This is a genomic window from Dyadobacter chenwenxiniae (assembly GCF_022869785.1).
Taxonomy (GTDB): Bacteria; Bacteroidota; Bacteroidia; order Cytophagales; family Spirosomataceae; genus Dyadobacter; species Dyadobacter chenwenxiniae.
This window is the reverse complement of sequence record NZ_CP094997.1, coordinates 1043327-1065107: the sequence shown is the minus strand read 5'-3', so window position 1 is coordinate 1065107 and position 21781 is coordinate 1043327. Positions and strand designations below refer to the sequence as shown.

At 44.1% G+C, this 21781-nt stretch carries 19 protein-coding genes; 7 read left to right on the top strand and 12 right to left on the bottom strand.

The window, feature by feature from the left end:
• Positions 1 to 15 precede the first annotated feature (15 nt).
• Both MUK70_RS04435 and MUK70_RS04430 read right to left on the bottom strand, forming a co-directional pair.
• Positions 16 to 285 carry a hypothetical protein gene (locus tag MUK70_RS04435; RefSeq protein ID WP_234657655.1) on the bottom strand — a complete coding sequence of 90 codons (270 nt, stop codon included), beginning with the start codon at positions 283 to 285 and terminating at the stop codon, positions 16 to 18.
• A gap of 66 nt (positions 286 to 351) precedes the next feature.
• Complete coding sequence (locus MUK70_RS04430) at positions 352 to 549, bottom strand: hypothetical protein (protein WP_234657656.1); 198 nt, start codon at positions 547 to 549, stop codon at positions 352 to 354.
• 328 nt (positions 550 to 877) lie between these two features.
• On the opposite strand from MUK70_RS04430, the gene MUK70_RS04425 reads away from it, so the two are divergent.
• The 3 genes from MUK70_RS04425 (at position 878) to MUK70_RS04415 (ending at position 5646) form a co-directional block, all read left to right on the top strand.
• Entirely contained in the window at positions 878 to 4090 is a 3213-nt protein-coding gene (locus MUK70_RS04425) for a histidine kinase dimerization/phosphoacceptor domain -containing protein (RefSeq protein WP_234657657.1), read from the top strand.
• Between the two features lie 6 nt (positions 4091 to 4096).
• A complete protein-coding gene (locus tag MUK70_RS04420) occupies positions 4097 to 4837 on the top strand; it encodes a LytR/AlgR family response regulator transcription factor (RefSeq protein ID WP_234602585.1) in 741 nt (246 codons plus the stop codon).
• 149 nt (positions 4838 to 4986) lie between these two features.
• The gene (locus MUK70_RS04415) at positions 4987 to 5646 is read left to right on the top strand and encodes a peroxiredoxin (protein WP_234657658.1); all 660 of its coding nucleotides are present in this window, start codon (positions 4987 to 4989) and stop codon (positions 5644 to 5646) included.
• Positions 5647 to 5840: 194 nt separating this feature from the next.
• Here MUK70_RS04415 and MUK70_RS04410 read toward each other — a convergent pair whose 3' ends face one another.
• Positions 5841 to 6944, bottom strand: a complete 1104-nt coding sequence (locus tag MUK70_RS04410; protein WP_234657659.1) for a WD40/YVTN/BNR-like repeat-containing protein — start codon at positions 6942 to 6944, stop codon at positions 5841 to 5843.
• Positions 6945 to 7054: 110 nt separating this feature from the next.
• Positions 7055 to 8794 carry a serine hydrolase gene (locus MUK70_RS04405; RefSeq protein WP_234657661.1) on the bottom strand — a complete coding sequence of 580 codons (1740 nt, stop codon included), beginning with the start codon at positions 8792 to 8794 and terminating at the stop codon, positions 7055 to 7057.
• Between the two features lie 829 nt (positions 8795 to 9623).
• On the opposite strand from MUK70_RS04405, the gene MUK70_RS04400 reads away from it, so the two are divergent.
• Complete coding sequence (locus MUK70_RS04400; protein ID WP_234657663.1) at positions 9624 to 10445, top strand: AraC family transcriptional regulator; 822 nt, start codon at positions 9624 to 9626, stop codon at positions 10443 to 10445.
• A gap of 66 nt (positions 10446 to 10511) precedes the next feature.
• Positions 10512 to 11000, top strand: a complete 489-nt coding sequence (locus MUK70_RS04395; RefSeq protein ID WP_234657664.1) for a VOC family protein — start codon at positions 10512 to 10514, stop codon at positions 10998 to 11000.
• A 158-nt stretch (positions 11001 to 11158) separates the two neighbouring features.
• Here MUK70_RS04395 and MUK70_RS04390 read toward each other — a convergent pair whose 3' ends face one another.
• The gene (locus tag MUK70_RS04390; protein WP_234657665.1) at positions 11159 to 12025 is read right to left on the bottom strand and encodes a LysR family transcriptional regulator; all 867 of its coding nucleotides are present in this window, start codon (positions 12023 to 12025) and stop codon (positions 11159 to 11161) included.
• A gap of 123 nt (positions 12026 to 12148) precedes the next feature.
• Between MUK70_RS04390 and MUK70_RS04385 the strand changes: the two genes are divergently transcribed.
• The gene (locus tag MUK70_RS04385) at positions 12149 to 12544 is read left to right on the top strand and encodes an EthD family reductase (RefSeq protein WP_244784688.1); all 396 of its coding nucleotides are present in this window, start codon (positions 12149 to 12151) and stop codon (positions 12542 to 12544) included.
• A gap of 163 nt (positions 12545 to 12707) precedes the next feature.
• Here MUK70_RS04385 and MUK70_RS04380 read toward each other — a convergent pair whose 3' ends face one another.
• From MUK70_RS04380 to MUK70_RS04365, 4 genes are all read right to left on the bottom strand, one after another.
• On the bottom strand, positions 12708 to 13787 hold the full coding sequence (locus tag MUK70_RS04380; RefSeq protein ID WP_234657667.1) for an alkene reductase: 1080 nt from the start codon (positions 13785 to 13787) through the stop codon (positions 12708 to 12710).
• 353 nt (positions 13788 to 14140) lie between these two features.
• On the bottom strand, positions 14141 to 15124 hold the full coding sequence (locus MUK70_RS04375; protein WP_234657668.1) for a helix-turn-helix domain-containing protein: 984 nt from the start codon (positions 15122 to 15124) through the stop codon (positions 14141 to 14143).
• Positions 15125 to 15187: 63 nt separating this feature from the next.
• Positions 15188 to 15283, bottom strand: a complete 96-nt coding sequence (locus MUK70_RS04370) for a sigma 54-interacting transcriptional regulator (RefSeq protein ID WP_255716701.1) — start codon at positions 15281 to 15283, stop codon at positions 15188 to 15190.
• A 116-nt stretch (positions 15284 to 15399) separates the two neighbouring features.
• Positions 15400 to 16260 (bottom strand): SDR family oxidoreductase, encoded by an 861-nt coding sequence (locus MUK70_RS04365; protein ID WP_234657669.1) that lies wholly within the window; start codon positions 16258 to 16260, stop codon positions 15400 to 15402.
• 29 nt (positions 16261 to 16289) lie between these two features.
• On the opposite strand from MUK70_RS04365, the gene MUK70_RS04360 reads away from it, so the two are divergent.
• A complete protein-coding gene (locus MUK70_RS04360) occupies positions 16290 to 16709 on the top strand; it encodes a winged helix-turn-helix transcriptional regulator (protein ID WP_234657670.1) in 420 nt (139 codons plus the stop codon).
• A 180-nt stretch (positions 16710 to 16889) separates the two neighbouring features.
• Here MUK70_RS04360 and MUK70_RS04355 read toward each other — a convergent pair whose 3' ends face one another.
• The 3 genes from MUK70_RS04355 to MUK70_RS04345 all read right to left on the bottom strand — a co-directional run bounded on the left by MUK70_RS04355 (position 16890) and on the right by MUK70_RS04345 (position 21435).
• Entirely contained in the window at positions 16890 to 19274 is a 2385-nt protein-coding gene (locus tag MUK70_RS04355) for a S41 family peptidase (RefSeq protein ID WP_234657671.1), read from the bottom strand.
• A gap of 105 nt (positions 19275 to 19379) precedes the next feature.
• Positions 19380 to 20219 (bottom strand): helix-turn-helix domain-containing protein, encoded by an 840-nt coding sequence (locus MUK70_RS04350; RefSeq protein ID WP_234657672.1) that lies wholly within the window; start codon positions 20217 to 20219, stop codon positions 19380 to 19382.
• A gap of 88 nt (positions 20220 to 20307) precedes the next feature.
• The gene (locus MUK70_RS04345) at positions 20308 to 21435 is read right to left on the bottom strand and encodes a serine hydrolase domain-containing protein (RefSeq protein ID WP_255716702.1); all 1128 of its coding nucleotides are present in this window, start codon (positions 21433 to 21435) and stop codon (positions 20308 to 20310) included.
• Positions 21436 to 21781 lie beyond the last annotated feature (346 nt).

Genomic DNA, 21781 nt, shown 5'->3' with positions numbered 1-21781 from the left:
CTATGGTTACGGAAGTCATTCCGTGGTGTACTGTGACACATCCTCGATGCGGAACTTATTCAGCTCGACAATCTGTGCCTGAGGCCGCATGAGTGGCGGAATTGATTGGAGAACTTGTTCTTTGCTGTCAAAGTCGTAGATAAACCACATTTTGTGCACACCATCCTTACATCCCCAGTGCGCCTGGGAAATGATGTGTGAACCTGAGGTCAGAAACACATTGATGACGTGCATACAATCCGAAACTTTCTCGGAATGGGGGATTTCAATCAGGTAGGTAGGCATGATTAAAGGTTTTAGCGGTTTGCAATTAAGTATTCAGACAGGTCCGAATCGATCAGGCGTTTGCCATCAAAGCAGTATGTACCGCTTCTTGCACGTTTCGCATGCATAGTCTTCGGGCCTGACGGTTCCAAGGGAAATAATCCTGGTGAGCTTGCTGATGACAGATTTTTCTTCAGAAACAAGCAGGTTTCCTCCGCATACAGGACAGCGAATACCCAGAATGGTTCTTCTTACAATAATTTTATCCAGGTCGATCAGTGCCATAGCTTTCCCAAAGGTGGCTTTGGGCAGCTATAAGGTCAAAAAAAAGGGACGAACGTGCCTGTGCGGGGATGAAATGTCGGAAGTTTGTGAAAGTACACCATAGCAATGAGAGAATCCGGGATGTACCAGAAACATCCGGGCAGTAGCCTATCCGAAACTGGGCCCGCCGGAAGGGCGCGACAGACGTTGGAATCTGAAAAATCAAACTGCACCTTTACACGAACATTAGATTCAGGATGGAACTGTATTTTACACTATGGTTAAAGGAGCCAATACATTTCGTCCTGGTCACTTCTCCGAAAATCTATTTTAAAGACAAAGACTGGCAGTGAAAGAACACCTGAATTTTGAGTCTTTGAAGCGGTTGTCTTTAACGCTTCGATGGCTTTCGCCGCTGGCCTTTTTCCTGACTTCCCATCTGCTGGCTGGTCAGGTAGATAGTGCACGCGCGTCCGAGTATACGATCACCAAACGGCTGCTTTCGATCGAAAATGGGCTGGCCTCGCATGAGGTTTTTTGCGGGCTGCAGGACTCTTCTGGTTTTCTTTGGTTTGGAACCCGCAACGGACTGAACCGCTACGACGGCCAGCATTCGCTGTTATTTACCCGGCAACGTGACAGGTTGCAGGAAAATAAGGTAGTCCAGCTCGCCAAAGACGACGCGAACAGGTTTTTTATTCTGTACGGAAGCAGTGGGTTCCAGCTTATTGCAAACGGAAAAGTGGATATCATGGACGCTACTACGCAGCGCATTCAAACGCTGACGGCCGCATTTCCAAACTTACCATTCAAAGAGAAGGACGTATACTGGGTGGCGAATGACGGCACCGGCGAAGTCAGCATCCTCACCGTATCACCCTTTCGATATTGGAAATACTCGTCAAAAACAGGTTTCAGGCTCCGTTTTGAAATGAAGGATTGGAAAGCGAACGGTATGGAATATGACTACCGGGTGTCGGGCCCGAATTGTACATTCACGGCCGGAAAAGCGCTTTTAAAACTAAACAACCAGGAAATTCAGTACCTCGTTACCGACAATGGGGTGACGGCCTTTCGCCAACACAATGTATTGCGCTCATTACCAATTGGCTTTACTCATAAAAATGAGCTTTTGCTTACCTACAACACGGCAGAGAATCCAGATAACTTTGCCATTGACAAGCTCTCAAAGCATGGTAAACTTGAAACGATTGCCGATCCGTCCGAGTACAATCTTGGGCCGGTGAAAAGCCGGTACTGGTTTCAGGTGGCGTCCGGCGGAGACGCTACGGCATTTTATATCCCTACCGATGCGCTTTTTATATGGAACAAAAATGCATTTCTCCGCGTGGTAGACCGGTCGGAGCTCAAAGGCTTTGAAAACCTGTTTGTATACCAGCTTTTCCCCGATTCACTTGGAAATATCTGGGTTTGTACTTCCCTCGGCGTCATCCAGGTAAAGCTGAACAAGAACCGGTTCAAACCTTATTTCTCCGGTAGCCAGCAAAATATTCAGCCAAATAGCCAGGCACGCGGCATTTATGCAGACCGGGCCGGGAATGTGGCGGCCAACATCTGGTCACATACATTTACGCAGCAGGCAAATAAAATGCGGGCATTACAACACCAGGAAATCCACTATTCGCTCGTCAAACACCGATCGGCGCTTTACAGCGGCGGATATACATTATTCAGGTACGACATTGAAACCAATAAGGCGAAGCCCTATCCGGCTGGCCTGGGTTCCGAAATATGGTCGATGTTTTCGTTGAATGACAGCCTGTTACTTATGGGAAGAACCGAAGGTTTTTCCATCTTCAACTCGAACACCAAGCGTTTCGATTCCCTGCCAACAAGGAATACGCCGGGTGCTAATGCTAAATTTGTCTACCGGTTTTTCAGGGACAATGATGGTATGTTGTGGGCAGTGGCCGAGAATGGTTTATACAAATTTCAAACAATTTCCGAAAGTAGAAAGCCGACGGCCGATAACAGCAATTGGTCAATAGCCAAGCTCCAATCCCCATTTTTAAACACATTAAGCCTTCTGGATGCATACCGCGACCGCGACGGGATCTTTTGGTTGGCTACCAATGGCGAGGGACTTTTTCGTTGGGACCTTAAAGCCAACACTTCCCGGCAGTTCAACATTACGGCTGGCCTGCCGTCCGATGTGTTGTACCGGATCGAGCCGGATGAGTTTGGGAACTTGTGGATCAGCTCCGATTATGGCCTGATTCGGTTTAACCGTAAGACATTCCAGGTGAGTACGTACACCACAGCCGACGGCATTTCACACAATGAATTTAACCGAACATCCTCTTTCAAAGCGGACGATGGCCGATTGTTTTTTGGAGGATTAAATGGCGTCAATGCCTTCAACCCAAGCGATTTCAGGACAGATAGCAGCACGTTGGACGTACCATTCAGGATCATTTCGTTTAGTCAGTTCATTGGTTCAAAAAATACATTGGTCAACAAAACTGCCGAGCTACTGAAAACCCGGAAAATTACGTTGGCACCGAGCGACAAATTTTTAACGGTTGACTTTCAGTTACTCGATTTTACCAAAAATGAGGGACATCGCTATGCCTATAAAATTGATGGTTTTGATGGCGACTGGAATTATATTAATGAGAACTCAATCAGGATCAGCGGCTTACCTCATGGCCAATTTACGCTTCGCATCAAGGCGCAAAACCGTGAAGGAGCCTGGAACAGGATGGAATTGAGCATTCCGATAACGGTGCTCAAACCCGTTTATCTGCAATGGTGGTTTATACTGCTAATTTTAGTGCTGTTCACAATGGGCGTTTTCCTGATCATCAGGCTCCGTTTGAAACAACTGGCCTGGGAAAAAAGGAAACTTGAAGAAATCGTGAATGAGCGTACGATGCAGCTAAAACAGTCCGTTTCCGAGCAATCGGCCCTTTTGATGGAAAAGGATGTATTGATGAAAGAGATCCACCACCGGGTTAAAAACAACTTGCAGGTCATTTCAGGGCTGCTTGAACTGCAAAGCAAAACTTTGACCGACGACACTGCCAGGACCGCATTGCAGGAAGGCCGCAACCGCGTACGGAGCATTGCATTGATCCATCAGAACCTCTACCAGCTTGAAAACCTGAGTACGATTAATCTGAAACAGTTTATCGGTGACCTGTGCCGACAGGTGAAAAGTGTTTTCCAAAAACAAAAAGATGTCACGATTTCAATCCACGTTCCTGAGCTCCATTTAGACATTGACTCGGCTGTCCCTATCGGATTGATCCTTAATGAATTACTGTCCAATTCTTTCAAATATGCATTCAGCAATGTAGAAATCGGAATGATCGGGCTGGAAATTACGGAGCTGGACGAAGGCAGATATCAGCTGCGCTACTCCGACAATGGCCCGGGCCTGCCAGAGGATTTTAGCCTGACTAGTGCACCCACGCTTGGCTTACAGCTAATTAAAGATCTCAGCAGGCAGATTGGCGGAAAAGTTCAGTATCAAACGCTGAATGGTGCCGTTTTTACGATTAATTTTACGAACCGCGAAGTCAGAAAAACCCAGGATTAACTACTCATGAGCGTTTTAAAAATAGGTGTAGTAGAAGATGAGCTCGTCATCGCCAGAACGATCCTCCACACGCTCGACGAGTTGGGATATTCGCATTGCGGCCCGGCGATCAACTACACCGAAGCGATCGAACTAATTGAAAATGACATGCCGGACCTCTTGCTGCTGGACATTCAGCTGGCTGGCCGAAAAGACGGTCTTGACGTTGCCGAAAAGCTGAACGAATCCTACAAGCTGCCTTTCATATTCCTGACCGCAAACAGTGATATCGAAACCATTGACCGCGCAAAAAGGGTGAAGCCTCATGCCTACATTGTAAAGCCATTCACGAAAGAGGAACTGTATGCCGCGATCGAGATTGCATTCAATAATTTCTCGGGAAGCAAAATGGGCGCTGGTCCGGCAAAAATGCCATCCGTGCCGATCAGAAATTTCATGTTCGTAAAAGATGGCTACGTGTTCAGAAAAATATTTTTCGACGAACTTCTTTACCTCGAAAGTGAGGCCAATTACGTGCTGCTTCACCTCACTTCGCAGAAAAAGATCATGGTGCGCTCCACGATCACCGATTTCATTGAACAGCTCGACCCAGCGGCCTTCGTCCGCGTCCACCGCCGTTTTTCAGTCAATGTAAATCTGATCGACGACATTTTCCCAAATGAAATTTCGGTGCACGGCATCAAGATTCCGATCGGCAAATCGTATCGCGACGAGCTCCTGAGCACGCTGGGCATCAGACACGGATAATTGCCTTCACCACCCCTTTCACAAACTTCTGCTGTTTCGTCCCTTTTTAGCGTCGTTCATCCCAATTTTTTGACCGATCTCCAAGCCTTATCCACCTTTGGGTAAGTTATGGCGCTGATCCATACATAAACTTTTTCCGACATTATATTATGAGCCTCAGATTAAACGACACTGCTCCCGATTTCCAGGCCGACACCACCCAGGGACCGATCCGGTTTCACGAATGGATGGGAAACAGCTGGGCCATTCTTTTCTCTCACCCCAAGGATTTTACACCCGTTTGCACCACCGAGCTTGGTTATATGGCCAAACTTGCGCCCGAGTTTGAACGAAGGAACTGCAAAGTGATCGGATTGAGCGTAGACCCGGTAGAAAGTCATTTCAAATGGGAAAAAGACATTGAGGAAACGCAGGGCTACGCAGTAAATTATCCGATGATCGGCGACCCGGACTTGTCGATTGCCAAACTTTACGATATGCTGCCTGCCGAAGAACCGGGCACGTCGGAAGGCCGGACAGCGATGACTAATCAGACTGTACGCTCGGTTTTTATAGTCGGCCCGGACAAAAAAATCAAGCTGAACCTCACCTACCCAATGACCACCGGGAGGAACTTCCACGAAATCCTTCGCGTGCTGGATTCCATGCAGCTCACTGCCCAACATCGCGTAGCCACGCCCGTAAACTGGAATGACGGCGACGAAGTAATCATTGTACCCGCTGTCTCGGATGCAGAAGCAAAAGAAAAATACCCTGAAGGCTGGAAAACGTTAAAGCCATATCTAAGAATCATTCCCCAGCCAGCGTAAAATATTCATTCATTCATCGGTGAAACGACGCGTACTTATTCCAAGGCAGGTTTCCGAGCCCTCCTTGCTACGACTTTCATAAGGCGTTTAACGTCGCCCGAAACAGTTACATGACCAGAACAGCATATGCAACCTTGGTAATGATAAATGATTTTACTATCAGCGATACACATTATTTCTGAGTCTGGAGTTTTTCAACATCCTTTATTTGGCATGACATACATCACGTTGCCAGAAACAGATAAGTTGAAGCCAAAATTTTCTACCGCAGGAATTAACAGTTTTGTCCATGTTTTGCCCATATCAGATGACCGGAATATGCCATCTGTGCGGCCACAAATTAAATAATTACCCATTTGTTTGATTGATAAAATCTCCGACAAAGATTTAAGTACGCCTATTTCTTTCATTAATAAACTAGCCCTGGAAGGTTGTAGGTCTTCGCCTATGGTATTCCAGGTTTTTCCGCTATCCATTGAAATGTGTATGCTATTTCTTTGAGTTGTCGGGTTGTTTACTATGGCGGCAAATCCTCCATCAATACGTTCCACAGCGACGCCAAGCCCCCCTTCACTAATCACGCGATCCCAGTTTTGACCATCATCGATCGATCTTAATATTCCATCTTTGCTGGTAGTCAGGAGTACGCCGTTTGACTCTACCAATCTCATTCTACCGTTTCCAACATGCAGTTGTTTCCAGGTTTTTCCCTTGTTAGTGGATCTAAAAAGGCTGTTGCTGGAGCCAATGAGCACTGTGCCTCCGGCAGTTTCAAAAACGGTGCGTACTTCTCTCTCTTTATAAGTCTTGTACATCCAATCTTTCGTGCTGTCTAAGCGTACGGCTTGCTCTTGAAAATTCGTATACATGGGCGACCAATCACTCGTTCCGTTTATTTTTTTTAGAAATTGACCCCTGATATTATATGCAAGTATCCCATTCTTGCCAGGGACAATGTTACGTTGATCACCAGGGAAAATTTCTTTTGTCCAGAAAGCAGTTGTGGCATTTGGTTCACTGTGATAAACCCCATTTCCAGCACGTAAATAGAGCCCACGGTCATTTGCAAAGAAACCATCTCCCCGTATACCTTCTTTCTGCAATTTCACGGGCAGTCCTTCGCTAATGTCCTGCCAGGTTTGTCCGCCATCAGTTGATTTGAAAATGATGTTGGTAATCGCCGATGATTTAGCTTCTTTTATTGGTTTCCTTTTTGCATTCTTTTCTTTTATCACAAATGAATTTAGCAGAAAGAATACCAGGAGGACAACCGGACTAAACACAAATAATTTTTTCATCTTTTTTAATTTAAAGTAAAACCACATTAACAAGTAATTAGCGGAAAGCAGCATCGGGAAAACATTATTGCCGGCAACGAAGTACCTGCATAATTTGCTTCATATAGCTATTATTTTTCAACGAGATCGCAATCCGTAACCAAGCCGTCGGAGGTCAGATGGACGAGTATATAGGTGTCCGGCTGATTGGACTTCAATTGGTAAGTTACTATTTCGCTTACGTCGCTTTCATGGCGTTGAATTCCCCGTCCTGCGACGTTTTCTGAGTGAATAAAAGTTAATGATTTCAAAGTTTCCGGCTCGCGCATTCCTCCTGCAAAATCGCGTTTGGCTCCCAAAGTGAGGCCCGATGCTTCTTCTAACATTTTACCACCTTTTACCATAGCCTGCAAAGCCACCATGATTTTGGGTGTGCGTGACGGATCAGGATCAGCATTGGTTTTATGGGCATCGGCAAGCGGCCCAATACGTGGAACCTTTCGCTGATAGCCTTGATCATCGTCTTTAAGCGTGAAGCCAGTCACATTTCCATTAGCGTCGGGATTGAAGATCACAGAAACATTGCGGTCAGTCGATGTAAACTTATTATTAGCGACGGGCACAAATTCTTCATCAACAAAACCATCTTCCAAGGTAAAAAGTCTCTGATTCTCAGCCTCAAAAGTGACAATTCGATTATTAAACAATTCATACCGACCTTCGAAAGCCTTTAAAGTTTTGGAATCCACATCCACCGCGGCCGGCTTAGTCTTTACAGGAAATCCCTTCCAGTGGTAATAGTCAGCGATAAAATCAACAATCCTGCCCATCATATGCGAGTTATCATTCGCATTGATCATGATCACAATGCCTTGTCCTTTGTCCACACTAGCGGTAAGTAACGCATCAAAACCCTCGTCGCGCCCATTGTGGCCGAAGCGGAGCGTAGTACTGTCACCCTGCAAAAAAACACCCAATCCATCCCTGTTTTTCTGATCTGTCAACATTTGGCGGGTCATGGACTGGGATAAAACACTTCCTGATTTTCCGGCATAGGCATTCTGAATACTAATCGCGAACCGGGCCAGATCGGACGGCGTAGTCCACAATCCCGCTGCTGCCATCTCAGGATAAATGTGCCAGCGACCTTCCACTAATCTTCGATTGTTGTAGTGACCGGTTGCCGTCAATTTGGCCAGTTCCGCGGGTAAGGGTTGTTGGTAGGTGCTATTTTTCATACCAAGTGGCGAAAGCACATTGCTTTTCATGAATTCCGAAAAAACAGCGCCCGTCACATCCACCATCAGTTGTTGCATGACGGTATAACCGCCACCTGAATACTTCCAACGGGAGCCCGGAACAAAGGCTACGCGAACCGGTGATGTATTCGACGGGGCTGTCCCATCCAGAATCTGAACGACCGAAGGGATCTTCCCGCCCACAGCGTAGCCCGGGAATCCGTGCACTGTCAGACCGGCAGTATGACTGAGTATCCCGCGCAGTGTAACCTTTTTGTCGTTTGTAAATTCATTATCAGGAACTTTCCAACTTTTTAGTTTTACGTTAACATCCTCATCCAGAGAAAGTTTATTATGTTCAACAAGATACAGAGCGCCCATAGCCGCAACAGATTTACTAACCGAGCCTGCCTGAAACAAGGTGTTCGTCGTGACAGGCACCTTTCCATCCTTATCAATAAATCCATATGACTGAGCCTTCAGGATTTTTCCGTCCTGAATGATAGCCAGGGACAAGCCGGGAATGCCCCGCTTCTGCATTTGGCTCCGGATAAAATCATCCAGATCATCCGCCTGGACGTGAAATACAACGAATAGAAAGGAAAGAATCAGAAAAAAGCGTTGGTTTTTCATGGATAGTTTTGGTGGGAATGGATTTCAACCACTGCGGTGGTCCGCCACTGCGGTGGCCGCAAAACTAAAAGTTATTATCCTGGCGCCTGTTAAGGACCGGTAAAAGAAGGTTAACGAAATGTAAAAGTTGTTTTTAGGGATTGCCTATAACAACTATCTTACAAAAGCGCTCATTAAACCAAATGCGAAATGTGATAATACGGGCAAGAACTTTTACCAACTTATCATATTGAAATGGCCATGATAAATTTCATTGGTTGGGCTGTCTTCCAATCGGCTCAATTCACGAGATTTTAGCGTATAAGCCTGCTGCCATTGTAAATGAGTATATAATCCGGCGTCAAATGAGATAAGCCGATTTAGTAAGCCAATCTCGATCTCATACCCTTCCATGCAACAAGCAGACTCCTAGCCAGAGAAAAACTATTAACCAGATAACCCAAGTTTTGCTACGCTCAGACCAGTTCCTGATTGTAAAATAAAGAATTGCTTCCACTACAAGAGATGCTGCACCGGCTAACATATAATATCGAAATGGTAGTCTTTCAGTTGGAACATTGCCTTTTACTAAAACACAAAATATGGAAAATAGGAAACTTCCAATAATCATAAACCGCCATAAATCTTTTTGGATCGCCTTACGAGTAGACTCATTCATGGGTACTAAGATATCATATTTTGAGTCGCTGTTTGATAAGGTATTTACCAAGTATATTGAAAAAGGAATGGTAGCTGGTCACACTCATACGGTTGATTCCGCTTCCATAAAAGCAATATTAGATCAACACCTTAAATTCATTTTGATATATTAACTGCATTTTTAAATAAAGTGAATTACGAAACCTACTCTCCTTCTGCCGACCTCGCCTCCTTCGTTAAATGCTATTGGACGTTAGAGGGACTGGTGGATAATGCGACACAAAAGCAGCGCGTTTTGCCAGACGGGTGCATTGAATTGTTTTTTATTCTTGGTGATGATGTAAGGCGGTTTGTCTCAGAAACCGAATTTGTTATCCAACCACGCTCCATGGTCCTGGGACAGATAACAGAGCCTTACTATATCCAGCCAACCGGGCAAGTCAACTGCTTTGCGGTACGATTTTACCCATATGGCTTTGCGAATTTCGTGCAAACGTCCATCGTAAACCTTGCCAATACGGAAACGCCAATCGAGTTGCTTTTTGGTGATGAAACGGCCGCTTACATTTCGAAGCAAATCATCAATGCTGCCAATACTCAGGATAGAATAGCGTTGATTGAAGCATTTCTATTGGAACGAATCAATGACAGCGCTAGCAGAAACAGAATCGTAGAATCGACCATCGAAGCGTTGCTGCTAGCCAACGGCAGCACGGCAATTAATGCGATACTTAAAAACGACTTATCAAGAAGGCGAAAACTCGAACGGTTATTTACACGTCAGATCGGCATCAGTCCTAAACAATTGGGAAAGGTGATCCGTTTACAAGCTGTGTTAAAAACGCTGCTTTCTCGTCAATCGGGCGATTTGATCCAGATTGCGTACGATCATGACTATTATGATCAGGCGCATTTCATAAAGGATTTCAAAGAATTGACAGGCACCAGCCCTGGCCGTTTTCTAGCCGACGATACGATGGCTCTTTCAACACTTCTTTACTCGGTGGGATAGTGTCGCAATTTTACAATTGCAAGTGCGCAGCTGCTGGTACATTTGCTGCATCACAAATTAACAGACATGAAGCAGCTCATTGCAACCCTACTTGTCGCCGCTATTACAAGTTCCGCCTGTTCGCACCAAGACAAGTCAGGTTCACAGGCCTCTGATTCTCAATCTATCCCGGAAACAACAAAAAACATGAAAAACTTAGTTTCGATCGTCGAAATCCCGACAGACTCTTTTCCCAGAGCTGTTGAATTCTATCAGTCAATACTTGACGTAAACATTGAGCAGCTTGATATGCAAGGGACGAAAATGGGCCTCTTCTCTGGTGAAAACGGCTCTGTCAATGTCGCGCTGATCCATGGACCCGGCTATAAGCCCTCTGATTTTGGCACACTCATTTATCTAAACGGAGGGGAAGATTTACAGTTGGTGCTGGATAAGGTTCAGGTGAATGGAGGAAAAGTTGTAACTCAAAAAACTGAGATTGATCCTGAAAATGGCTTTTTTGCTGTGTTCATCGACAGCGAGGGAAACAAAGTAGGCCTTCACTCGTTCCGCTGAATTTAACAGCAATAGCTATCATCTTGATGCAGGTTTTTCATAGACTGAGCTAACTGACCGTATGTTTCAGGAAAGTTGGACTTAGCATGGATACTTTAGCGCGCAAGACCAGACTAATATCCATTCAATTTCGCCCCAAGCTCTAACAAGCCGAGACTTTACATTTTACCCAGCATTTCGTAAAATTTTTTGACGGCTTTTGTCTCATAGGCCTCTCTGAGCGAAATTATCATAATAGTCCGCCTCATGTTTTTTCCATCAATTGGGATACCCACTACTTCGGGGTCGTTTACACTGGTATCACTCAATATCGTATGCCAATGCCCTGTTTTGACAATTTCAAACAAGGTAGGTATATCATTTATTTCCATACAAATATTCGGGACGAGATTTTGTTGACCGAATGACTCCTCAAAAAACTGTATGGTATTGTTACCGCTAAAAGGCAAAGCCAGTGGCAAGTCTGCCACCTCTTGCAGTGATATATTGTCTCGTTGGGCTAGCGGTGATTTTTTAGCAGTTACCAAGACCATATTTGCTTTTAACAAACTTTGATATTTCAATTCCGTTCCCTCCGGTTTTTCATGGAATGTCAGAATAAAGTCAAATTGATGCAGGTTAAGTCTTTCGAGAAGGTCTTTTGTGGTTCCAAACACAACCTGGATTTTGATCTTCGGATACTGCTTCGCAAACTCAACCAGTATTTTGGCAAACAGAATTCGCATGGAATAAATGACACCGATCGTAATGCTTCCCACATTCAGATTTTTCAAATCCTGCAAAAGCAATAACCCCTCATTTGCTTTATTAATACTCTGCAAAGCGTATTGAGCAAACAGATTACCAGCTTCGGTCAGCGTTATTCTTTTTCCGATACGGTTAAATAAGGGAACATTTAGCTCATCTTCCAGCTGCTTAATTTGCTGTGATAAAGTACTTTGACTGATATTCAAAGTTCTAGCGGCCTCCGTAAAATTTAAAAGCTCCCTGGCTTTTAAAAAATATCTGAGTTGTCTCAGCTCCATGTATCTTAATCGGTTTTATCGATCATTTTCATCGAAAAATAACGTTTTGCGAATAAAGTCATTATTTCAATATTTGCCTAATACTACTTATTATGAACATTTTACCAGTTAAACAAAGTAATTATGAAAGTTAAACTAGCTGTATCAATTATCCTTTTGACCATTTGTTTTGCAGCGTTCGGACAAGAAAAGCAGGCCGTGACTAATGTTGAGAAAGGGCTAACCAAAGTATCCGTCATGTACCCTTATGCCGAAGGTAAAACCTTTGATTTGGAGTATTATGAAACCAAGCACATGCCGATGGTAGCGGGGTTTTTAGGATCCAATCTGGTCAAATACACCATTGAAAAAGGTGTTTCCAGTGGCATTCCTAACCAGCCACTGCCTTTCATGGCTATCGGTACTTTCTATGTAAAAAGCCTGAGCGACTACCAAGCGGCTATCGGCCCAAACCGGGACGCCATTCGTGCGGATTTTCCGAAAATACACCAACATCACCCCTATCATCCTGGTAAGTGAAGTTGTCAGGTAAAATAAAGGCTTAGAGAATAGTTGAATACATTTAAACACTAAAAGGACTCACGCCATGTAAGACGTGGGTCCAAATCCTAATAGTATCTCGTTGATTTTTTCTTTTCAAAATAAATTCGAAACTGCCACTTGTTAAAAGGTAGCTTCAGGGTCAATTTTCCAGGAACGGATAATCAATGTATCCCTTCGCGCCTCCACCATACATGGTCGCCTGGTCAGGTTGATTCAACTCTGCATCCAATTCAAACCTTTCTGGCAGATCCGGGTTGGCGAGAAACAATGAACCATAAGAAATTATCTTAGCGATCCCCTTGTCCAATTCTGCCTCTCCACTTTCTTTATTGAACCCGGCATTGGCGATAACCAGGTGTTTACTTATACTGCCAAATGTTTCTATCGCATTTTTAGGATAATTTGGGAAGTTGTCCAAAGGGAACATGCCATTCATCAGATGTATATAGGCCAGTGGCATTTCATTCAAGGCTTCGATCAAGGGTGAGAATTGAGCAACAGGATCACTGTTTACAATATTGTTATAATAGACAGTTGGCGATAGCTTAATGCCCACTTTATCTGTGCCCGCGACATTAACCAACTCTCGCATTCCTTCAATTACAAAGCGGTTCCTGTTCTCAATGCTGCCGCCGTACTCATCAGTCCGAAGGTTCGCACTTTCTGATAAAAATTGGTTTGGTAAATATCCGAATGCTGCATGCAGTTCAACGCCATCAAAACCGGCTTCAATAGCATTCCTCGCAGCCTGGCCATAATCTTTCACGATCTGTTTGATCTCGTGAGTGGTCAACTCCTGAGGCGTTTCGTAATCTTTCATTCCCTGGGATGTGAAATGCTGCTGCCCTTTTATCCCGATTGCCGACGGTGCTACCGGAAGTTTCCCTTTTCTATCCACTGAATGCCCAACCCGTCCGGTATGCCAAAGCTGTGCATAAATTATTCCTCCTTTGTCATGAACGGATTTTGTCACTTTCTTCCAGGCTTCGATTTGCTCCTGGCTGTACAGGCCCGGTGTCAGCGGGCTACCCAGCGCCTGCTCTGAGATATTTATGGCCTCCGTTACGAGAAGTCCTGCACTTGCCCGCTGGGTGTAATATAAAGTCGTCATATCTGACACCACACCTTCAATGTTCGCCCGGCTGCGTGTCATGGGTGCCATCGCAATTGCGTTCTTTAATGTTTCTTTTCCCAGTGTTACCTTTTCTAATAATTTCATTGTGTCTTTGATTTTTCTTGATATCTGTACAAAATTGTTTTAATCCACCACAAGGATAACCTTACCATTTACGCCACCGGCCGGTATAAAGTGGTAATCAGTATAGCCTAAGCTGCTCCGGAGAATAAAATGCGCAGAAGTCATCAAACGGAATGCTTTATACGTCCTCTCGGAATTTCCGGGTTGGTTGATAGACGGATATAGGCGATTCTCAATTTGTCCAATTCGCCGACCCGATAGGTTCGTACTGATGAACAAATGTAGAAGTAACTGAATGGGTAAAATAACCAGAAAAGGCACAATAATAGTCCTATCCGGCAAGTAGTGTTTTAAGTTGAGAATGCAAAGGAAGTTTAAGAAGTGTAAGAGAACTTCTTTGGGGTGATGCCATACTGTTTTTCAAATAACCTGCTGAAATGGCTTAGGTTTGAAAACCCTAGTTCGTAGCCGACCTCAGAAACAGAATGTTTAGCTTGTTTTAACAGAAATGCAGCTTCTTCCATTCTCGCCTTCTGATAATAATTGTAGATTGTATCTCCAAAAGTTTGCTTAAAGAGCTGTTTAAGTTTCGTCTCGCTCATGGATGCGATCACCGCCAATTCGCTTAAAACGGGCGGACTGCTGAGATCACTCAATATTTCGTTTCGGATGACCAAAAGCTTTTCAGCATCGTTACTATTGATATTCTTGAAAGTAGTATTTTCCCTCAGCGACAGCTTACTAAAAAGCACATACATCAATTCCTGCACTTTGATTTGTACATAGAAATTATTCAGGGAATTATTCATATCCACGGATACAATATTGTTAAGCAGCAGCTGCATTTCAGCATCCAAACTTTCAAAAAAGAGAAAGGAAGCATTTTCGGCTGTGATGGTTTTCAATGTACCGTTCGGTTTTTCGATGGACAGTACTGAGCGTAACCGGTCGGCAGTTATCCCAACTACTACGTATTGAATGTTGCTGCCAGCAGGAAAACGGATTTCCGTGCGCAAATCATTGGTAGACAGCAGTATGGAAGAATCATTCTTTTGGGAGAATGGTATGTTTTCCTCGTTGTTGTATTTGACTTCAATATCTTCTTTGTTATTGTAAAAGAAAATGGTGCGGACGTTATTGGATGTTGCAGCCGGGTTGCGCTTAATAATCAGATCTTCTTTCAGTATATACCTGTGGATCGTTAATTTAAAATCGTCCCCGAAGCCAACTTTACGTACATAACCCTCTCCCATCTCCTTGGGGATCTCCAGGAAATTATCTCTCACAGGAACATTAATTTTTTCTGAAAACCGGGTTATAAAGTCAAAACCGGGCGCAGCTGTAAATTCCAAGATCATAGCAAGAGTAGCTGATTTATGCCTCTAAGGTCATGTAAATTCTTGAAATTTGAATCAACATCTTCAATCCTCTCTATTGGACGCGCCGCGCTCATGCCCGAACAACTCACTTTCAATCAAGCTGGATGGCATTGCGGCACAATTTACTTTAATAATCAACTTGCCTAAGGTTTTTGCTGCACACTAGCTGCTAATCACTTGTAAGTCAGAAAGATGAAATTCAAAAATTTCAATCCTTCTGACTATTTGAAGATTCCGTTAAAGCGAAATGTTTGTCACGCGTACTGCTCTGCCAAGTATGATTTCAAGATCGTCGGCTCTCGGCCAAGGAGTCGTACGAGATCCTGGCTTACCAGATCCGCCTCGCCATTAGCCTGCCCTATCAATATGTTAACATATTCTTGCGGAATGGCAATTCCAGCCTGTAACAACGCATCTAAAAAATCCTGCTTTGTTGGAGATACATACTGGATTGGTTCATTCGTGATATCAGAAATGATCCCAGCCACATCGCTGTAATTATACGCCTTAGTATTTACGAGATTATAGGTTTTCTTTTCGTGTCCGCTTGAAAGTAGAACAGATGCGGCAGCTTCGGCCATTTCCGAACGAAGGGCTACTGCCACTTCCCCAGTCTGCGCAGGCAAATAGATTGTTTTTGAACTGATAACATCTCCAATAAACGCTGGAATCAGCTCCATGTACAAGCCATTTCGTAAAATGGTGTAGTCTAATCCACTCTTGTATAGCAGCTGCTCTGTTTTGATATGAGCTTCCATAAAGTCATATAAAAATGAGTTTGGGTCGTCACTTTTACGGGCACCGCTTGTATAAATGATATGCTTTACTTTGGCAGCGATGGCCGCCCCTATAACATTTTCATGCTGTAAATAGCGTTTGGACAAATCTACCGCAGACACCAGCAACAATTTATCTACGCCGATCAGCGCATTTTTCATCGCGTCGATATCGTCAAAATCAGCAACGACAATTTTTACACCCAGCTCCTTCAGATCGCTTGCTTTTTCAGCGTTTCTTGCCAGGGCCGTAATCTCGCCAGGATGAGTCCCCTTGGTTAATAAGTGATTGATTGTCAGCCTTCCGAAATGTCCCGTAGCACCTGTAATTAAAATCATCTTTGTTATATTTAAGTTAAACTTTACATTTGTTTCACAAAGAAACTAATTTGGTTTCTATAAGTAACTTGTTACTTTTGGGTAACAATACAGAAACTGGTAACATCATGGTAACCAAAGGAAATAACCAAAATGACTTTAAAAACTGCCCCATTACGGCGACTATGGAGGTGATTGGTGGAAAATGGAAACCGTTGATTTTGTATAACCTGACGTTAGGAACAAGACGGTTTGGTGAGCTGAGTGTCCGTATTCCGGCGATTTCCAGAAAGGTTCTGACGGAACAGTTGAAGGAATTGGAACGTGATGGGTTAGTTATCCGTCAGCAATTTAAAGAAATGCCACCTAGGGTGGAATATTCACTCACGGAAAAGAGCAATAGTCTTGTTGCCGTATTCAAAGAAATCGCAAAATGGGGAAACCAAAATCTTTTAATCAATCAAGAATAATTCGGTGCAATGCAAAGCGGGAAGAAAAGCCCTATGATGAATGGTTACTTGTAACTGGCTGTTGGGGATGCTAAAAATGGGCATTTTAAAGACGAAAAAATCCACCATGTTTGAAACAGGTGGATTTATATTTTCAATATTAGACCACCGCCTGGCATTCGTACGGACTTATGAGGTTCCTTAGCGGGCAGTCTTTATAAATTGTAGGGCCCGGTCCAAAATTTCGTCTCGCCGGGCTAGCTCTCCTTGAATTGTCAACGTAACCGGAATGTCGATCTTTACGCCTAGTCGTTGATTGGGCGTACCGTCCGGGTAGTAAACTGCGTAACCTGAATACTTGGCAGAATATCCACCGGCCATCAGTATTGTGTTGGAAACGCCGTTAGCGCCGATGGTGGGGATCCCAATTGTGACCGGATCAAGCAGTTTTTGCCAGGCCATAATATTTGTCTCCGCCTGACTGGCATTCTGCCCGCAAAGCAGAATAAATTTCTTATCCTTTTTTACAGGAACGAACCTGGCTAAGGGCTTTACGGTTTCAGCTTCTAACGTGACCGCATTTCTGGCAAATTCCGGATGTGTTATCTCAGGAAAACTGTTGATACAGACCGTATCCCTTTTTGTCATGAACGGGGCGGCAATGGTCTGGACTATCGCTTCATCGCGCGGGTATCCCCTGGCGTCCAGGATAATATATTTGTAGTCTTTCAAAGCCTGCCACACACTATCTACCTGATTACTATAAATGCTGTTCAACCTGACGTAGCCTGTGCTGTCATCAATGCTCCGCCAAAATGGCTTAGGCACCGGCGGATAGTAGACGTTTAGCATGGCTTGCCAATAAACGTCCTTGTTAACCGGTTTTAATTGAATCACTTCCTGGCTGCTGTCCTGGTGACTGATCAATACTGTAAGCGGCTGATCTCCGGACCGGCTCATTAATGGAACCTTATGTAAGAGGTGGCGATAGCTGAATTCGTTGGAACTACCAGCATATTGGTCCCACCTTCGGAACAAAGTGTCAATAGGCACGTTGTCAATGGCCAAAAGTTCGTCTCCAATCCTGAGCCTGCCTGTTTGTCTTTCTGACTTCTCGTCCGAAAGCAAATTAACTACAATGGTTTTTCCTTCAATATACTTCACGCACATCGGAGCAAAGTAGTCAGTGATCCCGGGCGGAGGAAGAATGCCATACTGATAAAGCACTTCTGCATGACCGTCGTTTAATTGGGCGCTAAGCTCCCGTAATAGCCAGAAGTAACTTTTGTAATCTTTGGCAAAGAGAAACCGGGGAACAAAATAGGGAAGCTTATCTTGCCAGTCACCTTTTAGTAAGTGCTTATTTGGACAGAAGTAATGGATCACATTCCAAAAATTAAATAAGGCCAGCAGACGGACCTTCTGTTGGGGATACAAACTGTCTGCATAAGCCTGCTGCGGTAACCGGATGTAAACTGTATTCTCAACAGGCTTTTTTGGGCGAGTCATAGTGGTTTCAAAAAGCTTGGCGGCTAAGTCAATCAATTCATCAGTTGTAGGCTGTTTGGCCGAAATAATCACCCGGTCTGGGCCTGATCCCAGCGTGCCATCCTCGTAGATCTGTTCACCAACTTTTACATTGACCTTTATCTCGTCTGCCAGCGGCATTGTATAATAACTACCCTGCAGATATTCCGGAACAGGGCCGTCGAAAACCAGGTAGCACGCATTCCTGTTTCTAACTGCCAATAAAGCTTTCAAAGTGTTGGCGTTGTTGTATCGATTAACCAGGAAGCAAATCCGTTTAGTGCGTAAGTGGGCTTTGCCGGCAGCCAGGTAGGCTCCCTGAGACGTATTTTTAAGCCCAAATCGTTCCTGGTACCAATAATTAGGATCTCCTTCACGGGCTGCCGCAGGAATAACATCCAGGTCATCGGGAAAATCCTGCCGTAGAAAAGCATGATAATAAGCGGTGCGGGTGGTAGGCAGGATAAGCATTTGATCAACTAAACCCGAAAGCAGTGGCCGGACAAAAGATGTGTATTGCCGCAAGCCAGCAGAATGGTCTTCTGACCGGTTTCGAAGGTCGATAATCATTAATTTACCTTTGCTCATCATATCTTGTAAGGAAGAGTCCATTGAAAAAGAAGCTGTTATGATTTCTTGGGGAAAAGACAAATAAGAAACATTAGCCGCTGGCTTCCTGGTTGGTTTGCTTGCACTTACGCCCATTTGCTGTATTGGTTCAGCAGACCGTTTAATCTGAGAAGTCGGATCATCTAACATGGCGAGCATCTTATTGATGGTGGCCACAAAATTCTCGTGCGAAGGATTTTTTAATAAAGGCTCGACAGTGGTTAATAGCAATTGATCTGCGTCAAGCTTGCCCTTCATAAATGCAGGATGAAAGTATTTGAGCGTTCCCCAAAGCTGGCCAACGCTTGCTATTCGCTTGATAGCGGATTGATTCCATGTAATTGTGTCAAAAGGCTCAAACATCTGAGCTTCGATGGGAATTGGTGATTGGGCATTAGTGGATGTGGCCAGCATAATTGTGGCCAGAAGCAGGGAAATTCGACGGTTCATTGGCGCATATTGGATTGCGATAAGCCAGTCCATCGTGACAGGCTATCTCATTTAGCCACAAACATACGCGGCTGGAAAGTGTCGAAATTGTAAAAATCGTGCAGATCAGCGGGCTGGGATCCAGATAAGCTCGCTTTGCTCAACGGAGAACTTGTGTTTTAGCTGATTTGGAGTAAAACCGGTGAATTGTTTGAGATCTTTGATGTAATGGGCTTGATCGTAATAATCATGGGTGTATGCCAATTGGGTCAATTTGTCTTCTGGCCGTACGGCTAAGGCTGAAAGCGCGTGACGAAACCGGATCGTCTGACAAAAAGCCTTTGGACTTTGGCCAATGTGATCTAAAAACAACCGATATAATGTTGACTCATTCACGTGAAGTGCAGCTGCTAAACCATTTACCGTCAGCGGACCTGTGTTTTGCTCAATAAGCCTGAGTGACGTATCTAGTAGTGGGTTGCTTTTGCCGGACAGAAGCCTGGAAAGCAGGAACTGTTCCAACAAATTAGCTCGTGTAACTGGTGTATCGGTCGAGAAGAGCAAATCAATAAGCCCACTTGTTTTGCCGGGAAACAAATCTTCCAGCACCTCATTGGATTGCCATAGATCTGAAAAACCTTCATGGGTGAAGCTACGAAGCCCACCTGGTTTAAATAGGATACAAATCTGATCAATTGTCCCATCAATAGAAACTGTAAATGGCAGCCTGTGAAATCCGTATAAGCGGCTGTTAACCTTGCCATTGCCTTTGCTTACTTTGCAGTGATTTGTTGGCCCATTCACATCATATATAACCTGATTGTTTCTGTAAATTGCCAGGCAAACGTTTGTGTTTGGGAAAGTAGTATAGGCAAAGGATTGGCGCACATCTTCTTTAAAAAACAAAAATGATTGTACGTACCGCCTGAGTAAAGGATGCCTGACAGGGAGAATCAACGTGTCCATAAATGTAAAAGCTGACGAATTTAAAGATCCCAAATTATATTTTAGCCGCTTTTATTACAAAGTACAGGTAAAACATCCTTTGCAATGATTATTTACCTGCTGAAAGGCTTCGCTTTTGATAAAGTAGATTTATGAGGCTTCGCCGATCCATGTAAGAAGACAGCTCTCCATTCATTAAAATGACCAGTCCATTTTTGGAGAACGGGTCATAAAGCATATAAGTCGAGACACCAGGACCGTGCCCATTATGGCTGTACATGGGGGTCTCCGTATTAAACAAGTATAAAAACCATGTATGGAAGCCAAGGCTCATATCCTTAGGCGTCAAAGTTTGCACCGCAACGCTATCTATGATGGACTTTCCTTCAAACTTACCATCGTTCGTCCAGCACACTAAAAATCTGGCAAGATCACCTATGCTACAACGCAATTGGCCTGCAGGGTAATCTGGAAAAGTGCTTTGCTGCTGCCGCTGATAGACTTTAAGTGAATCAGAGAATATATACGGGGTTGCCAGCCTATTTGCATCCATTTTATCAGGGAACCAGTTGGTCTGACGCATTTCAAGAGGGGAGAATAGGTTCTTCTGGCAATATTCATCAAAAGGCATCTTCGAGATTCTTTCTACAAGATACCCCAGGAGGGCATATCCCATATTTGAGTACTCAAACCTGTCACCAGGCGCTGCTTGAATAAAATTCTTATCCTTGTGATAGTTTGAACCACCAATTGCCAGATAATTTTGCAAGAATATGTCTAAACTAATATTTGGGCCTTTGTATTTCCCTTCCCAAAATGGAAGAAGGTAATCAAAGTTATCACGTATAGAAGATCTGTGTCTTAATAATTGCCTGAAAGTGATAGGTTTTCGGGGGTGAAAGGAGCTTCTTACAGAAAAGGGCAGAAAGCCACTGACATCATCATCCAACGAAAAGTAACCCTTCGCAGCCAGCTGCATAATCGCCGCAGCTGTCACGGTTTTTGATATGGAGGCAATTTGAAAAATAGTATTCCCTGTAACAGGAATTTGTTTTTCCAAATTCTGAAACCCAAAATGACCTGTCCACGCAACTTCCCCCGCTTCTATCTTTGCAACCGCCAGACCAGGTATGTTCAGGCGCTTCATCTCAGTGGAGATATCAGAGTCAAGGCCAGTGTTCTGAGCTAAACATTCCGCGAAATGAAAAAGGATGAACAAACTTGCAAAAAGCCGCATGAAAGGATATTAATGTTAGCAGTATGAACGTGCAAATATAGCATGACGCCCCCTAATCTATCGTACTGAAGTATTTCGGGTCACCTACCCGGTTACTAAACGCCTTAAATGTTATAACATTAGCACTTGCTACTGAGCTTGAAGACACTGGAAGAAAGGTTCGCTCCGCAAGCGCTGGCTTTAACCTGCTAATGCTAATTAATTGTCCACAGCAAGATCTTGTAGCGGTCAAAAAAAAGCGGGCAATGCTGCTCCGCTTTTTAAAAACTACCGATACCAAATTTTTAGAGCCTTCCTTCTACCGAAGCATTTTTAATGTTCTTGCGCTCCATAATCAGTCATAGCG

Excerpts from the sequence above, each read along its gene's own strand:
- MUK70_RS04435 (WP_234657655.1), bottom strand. The coding sequence starts at position 285 with ATGCCTACCTACCTGATTGAAATCCCCCATTCCGAGAAAGTTTCGGAT.
- MUK70_RS04430 (WP_234657656.1), bottom strand. The coding sequence starts at position 549 with ATGGCACTGATCGACCTGGATAAAATTATTGTAAGAAGAACCATTCTG.
- MUK70_RS04395 (WP_234657664.1), top strand. The coding sequence starts at position 10,512 with ATGAAGCAGCTCATTGCAACCCTACTTGTCGCCGCTATTACAAGTTCC.
- MUK70_RS04355 (WP_234657671.1), bottom strand. The coding sequence starts at position 19,274 with ATGAACCGTCGAATTTCCCTGCTTCTGGCCACAATTATGCTGGCCACA.
- MUK70_RS04415 (WP_234657658.1), top strand. The coding sequence starts at position 4,987 with ATGAGCCTCAGATTAAACGACACTGCTCCCGATTTCCAGGCCGACACC.
- MUK70_RS04405 (WP_234657661.1), bottom strand. The coding sequence starts at position 8,794 with ATGAAAAACCAACGCTTTTTTCTGATTCTTTCCTTTCTATTCGTTGTA.
- MUK70_RS04385 (WP_244784688.1), top strand. The coding sequence starts at position 12,149 with ATGAAAGTTAAACTAGCTGTATCAATTATCCTTTTGACCATTTGTTTT.
- MUK70_RS04390 (WP_234657665.1), bottom strand. The coding sequence starts at position 12,025 with ATGGAGCTGAGACAACTCAGATATTTTTTAAAAGCCAGGGAGCTTTTA.
- MUK70_RS04380 (WP_234657667.1), bottom strand. The coding sequence starts at position 13,787 with ATGAAATTATTAGAAAAGGTAACACTGGGAAAAGAAACATTAAAGAAC.
- MUK70_RS04375 (WP_234657668.1), bottom strand. The coding sequence starts at position 15,124 with ATGATCTTGGAATTTACAGCTGCGCCCGGTTTTGACTTTATAACCCGG.
- MUK70_RS04410 (WP_234657659.1), bottom strand. The coding sequence starts at position 6,944 with ATGAAAAAATTATTTGTGTTTAGTCCGGTTGTCCTCCTGGTATTCTTT.
- MUK70_RS04420 (WP_234602585.1), top strand. The coding sequence starts at position 4,097 with ATGAGCGTTTTAAAAATAGGTGTAGTAGAAGATGAGCTCGTCATCGCC.
- MUK70_RS04345 (WP_255716702.1), bottom strand. The coding sequence starts at position 21,435 with ATGCGGCTTTTTGCAAGTTTGTTCATCCTTTTTCATTTCGCGGAATGT.
- MUK70_RS04350 (WP_234657672.1), bottom strand. The coding sequence starts at position 20,219 with ATGGACACGTTGATTCTCCCTGTCAGGCATCCTTTACTCAGGCGGTAC.
- MUK70_RS04365 (WP_234657669.1), bottom strand. The coding sequence starts at position 16,260 with ATGATTTTAATTACAGGTGCTACGGGACATTTCGGAAGGCTGACAATC.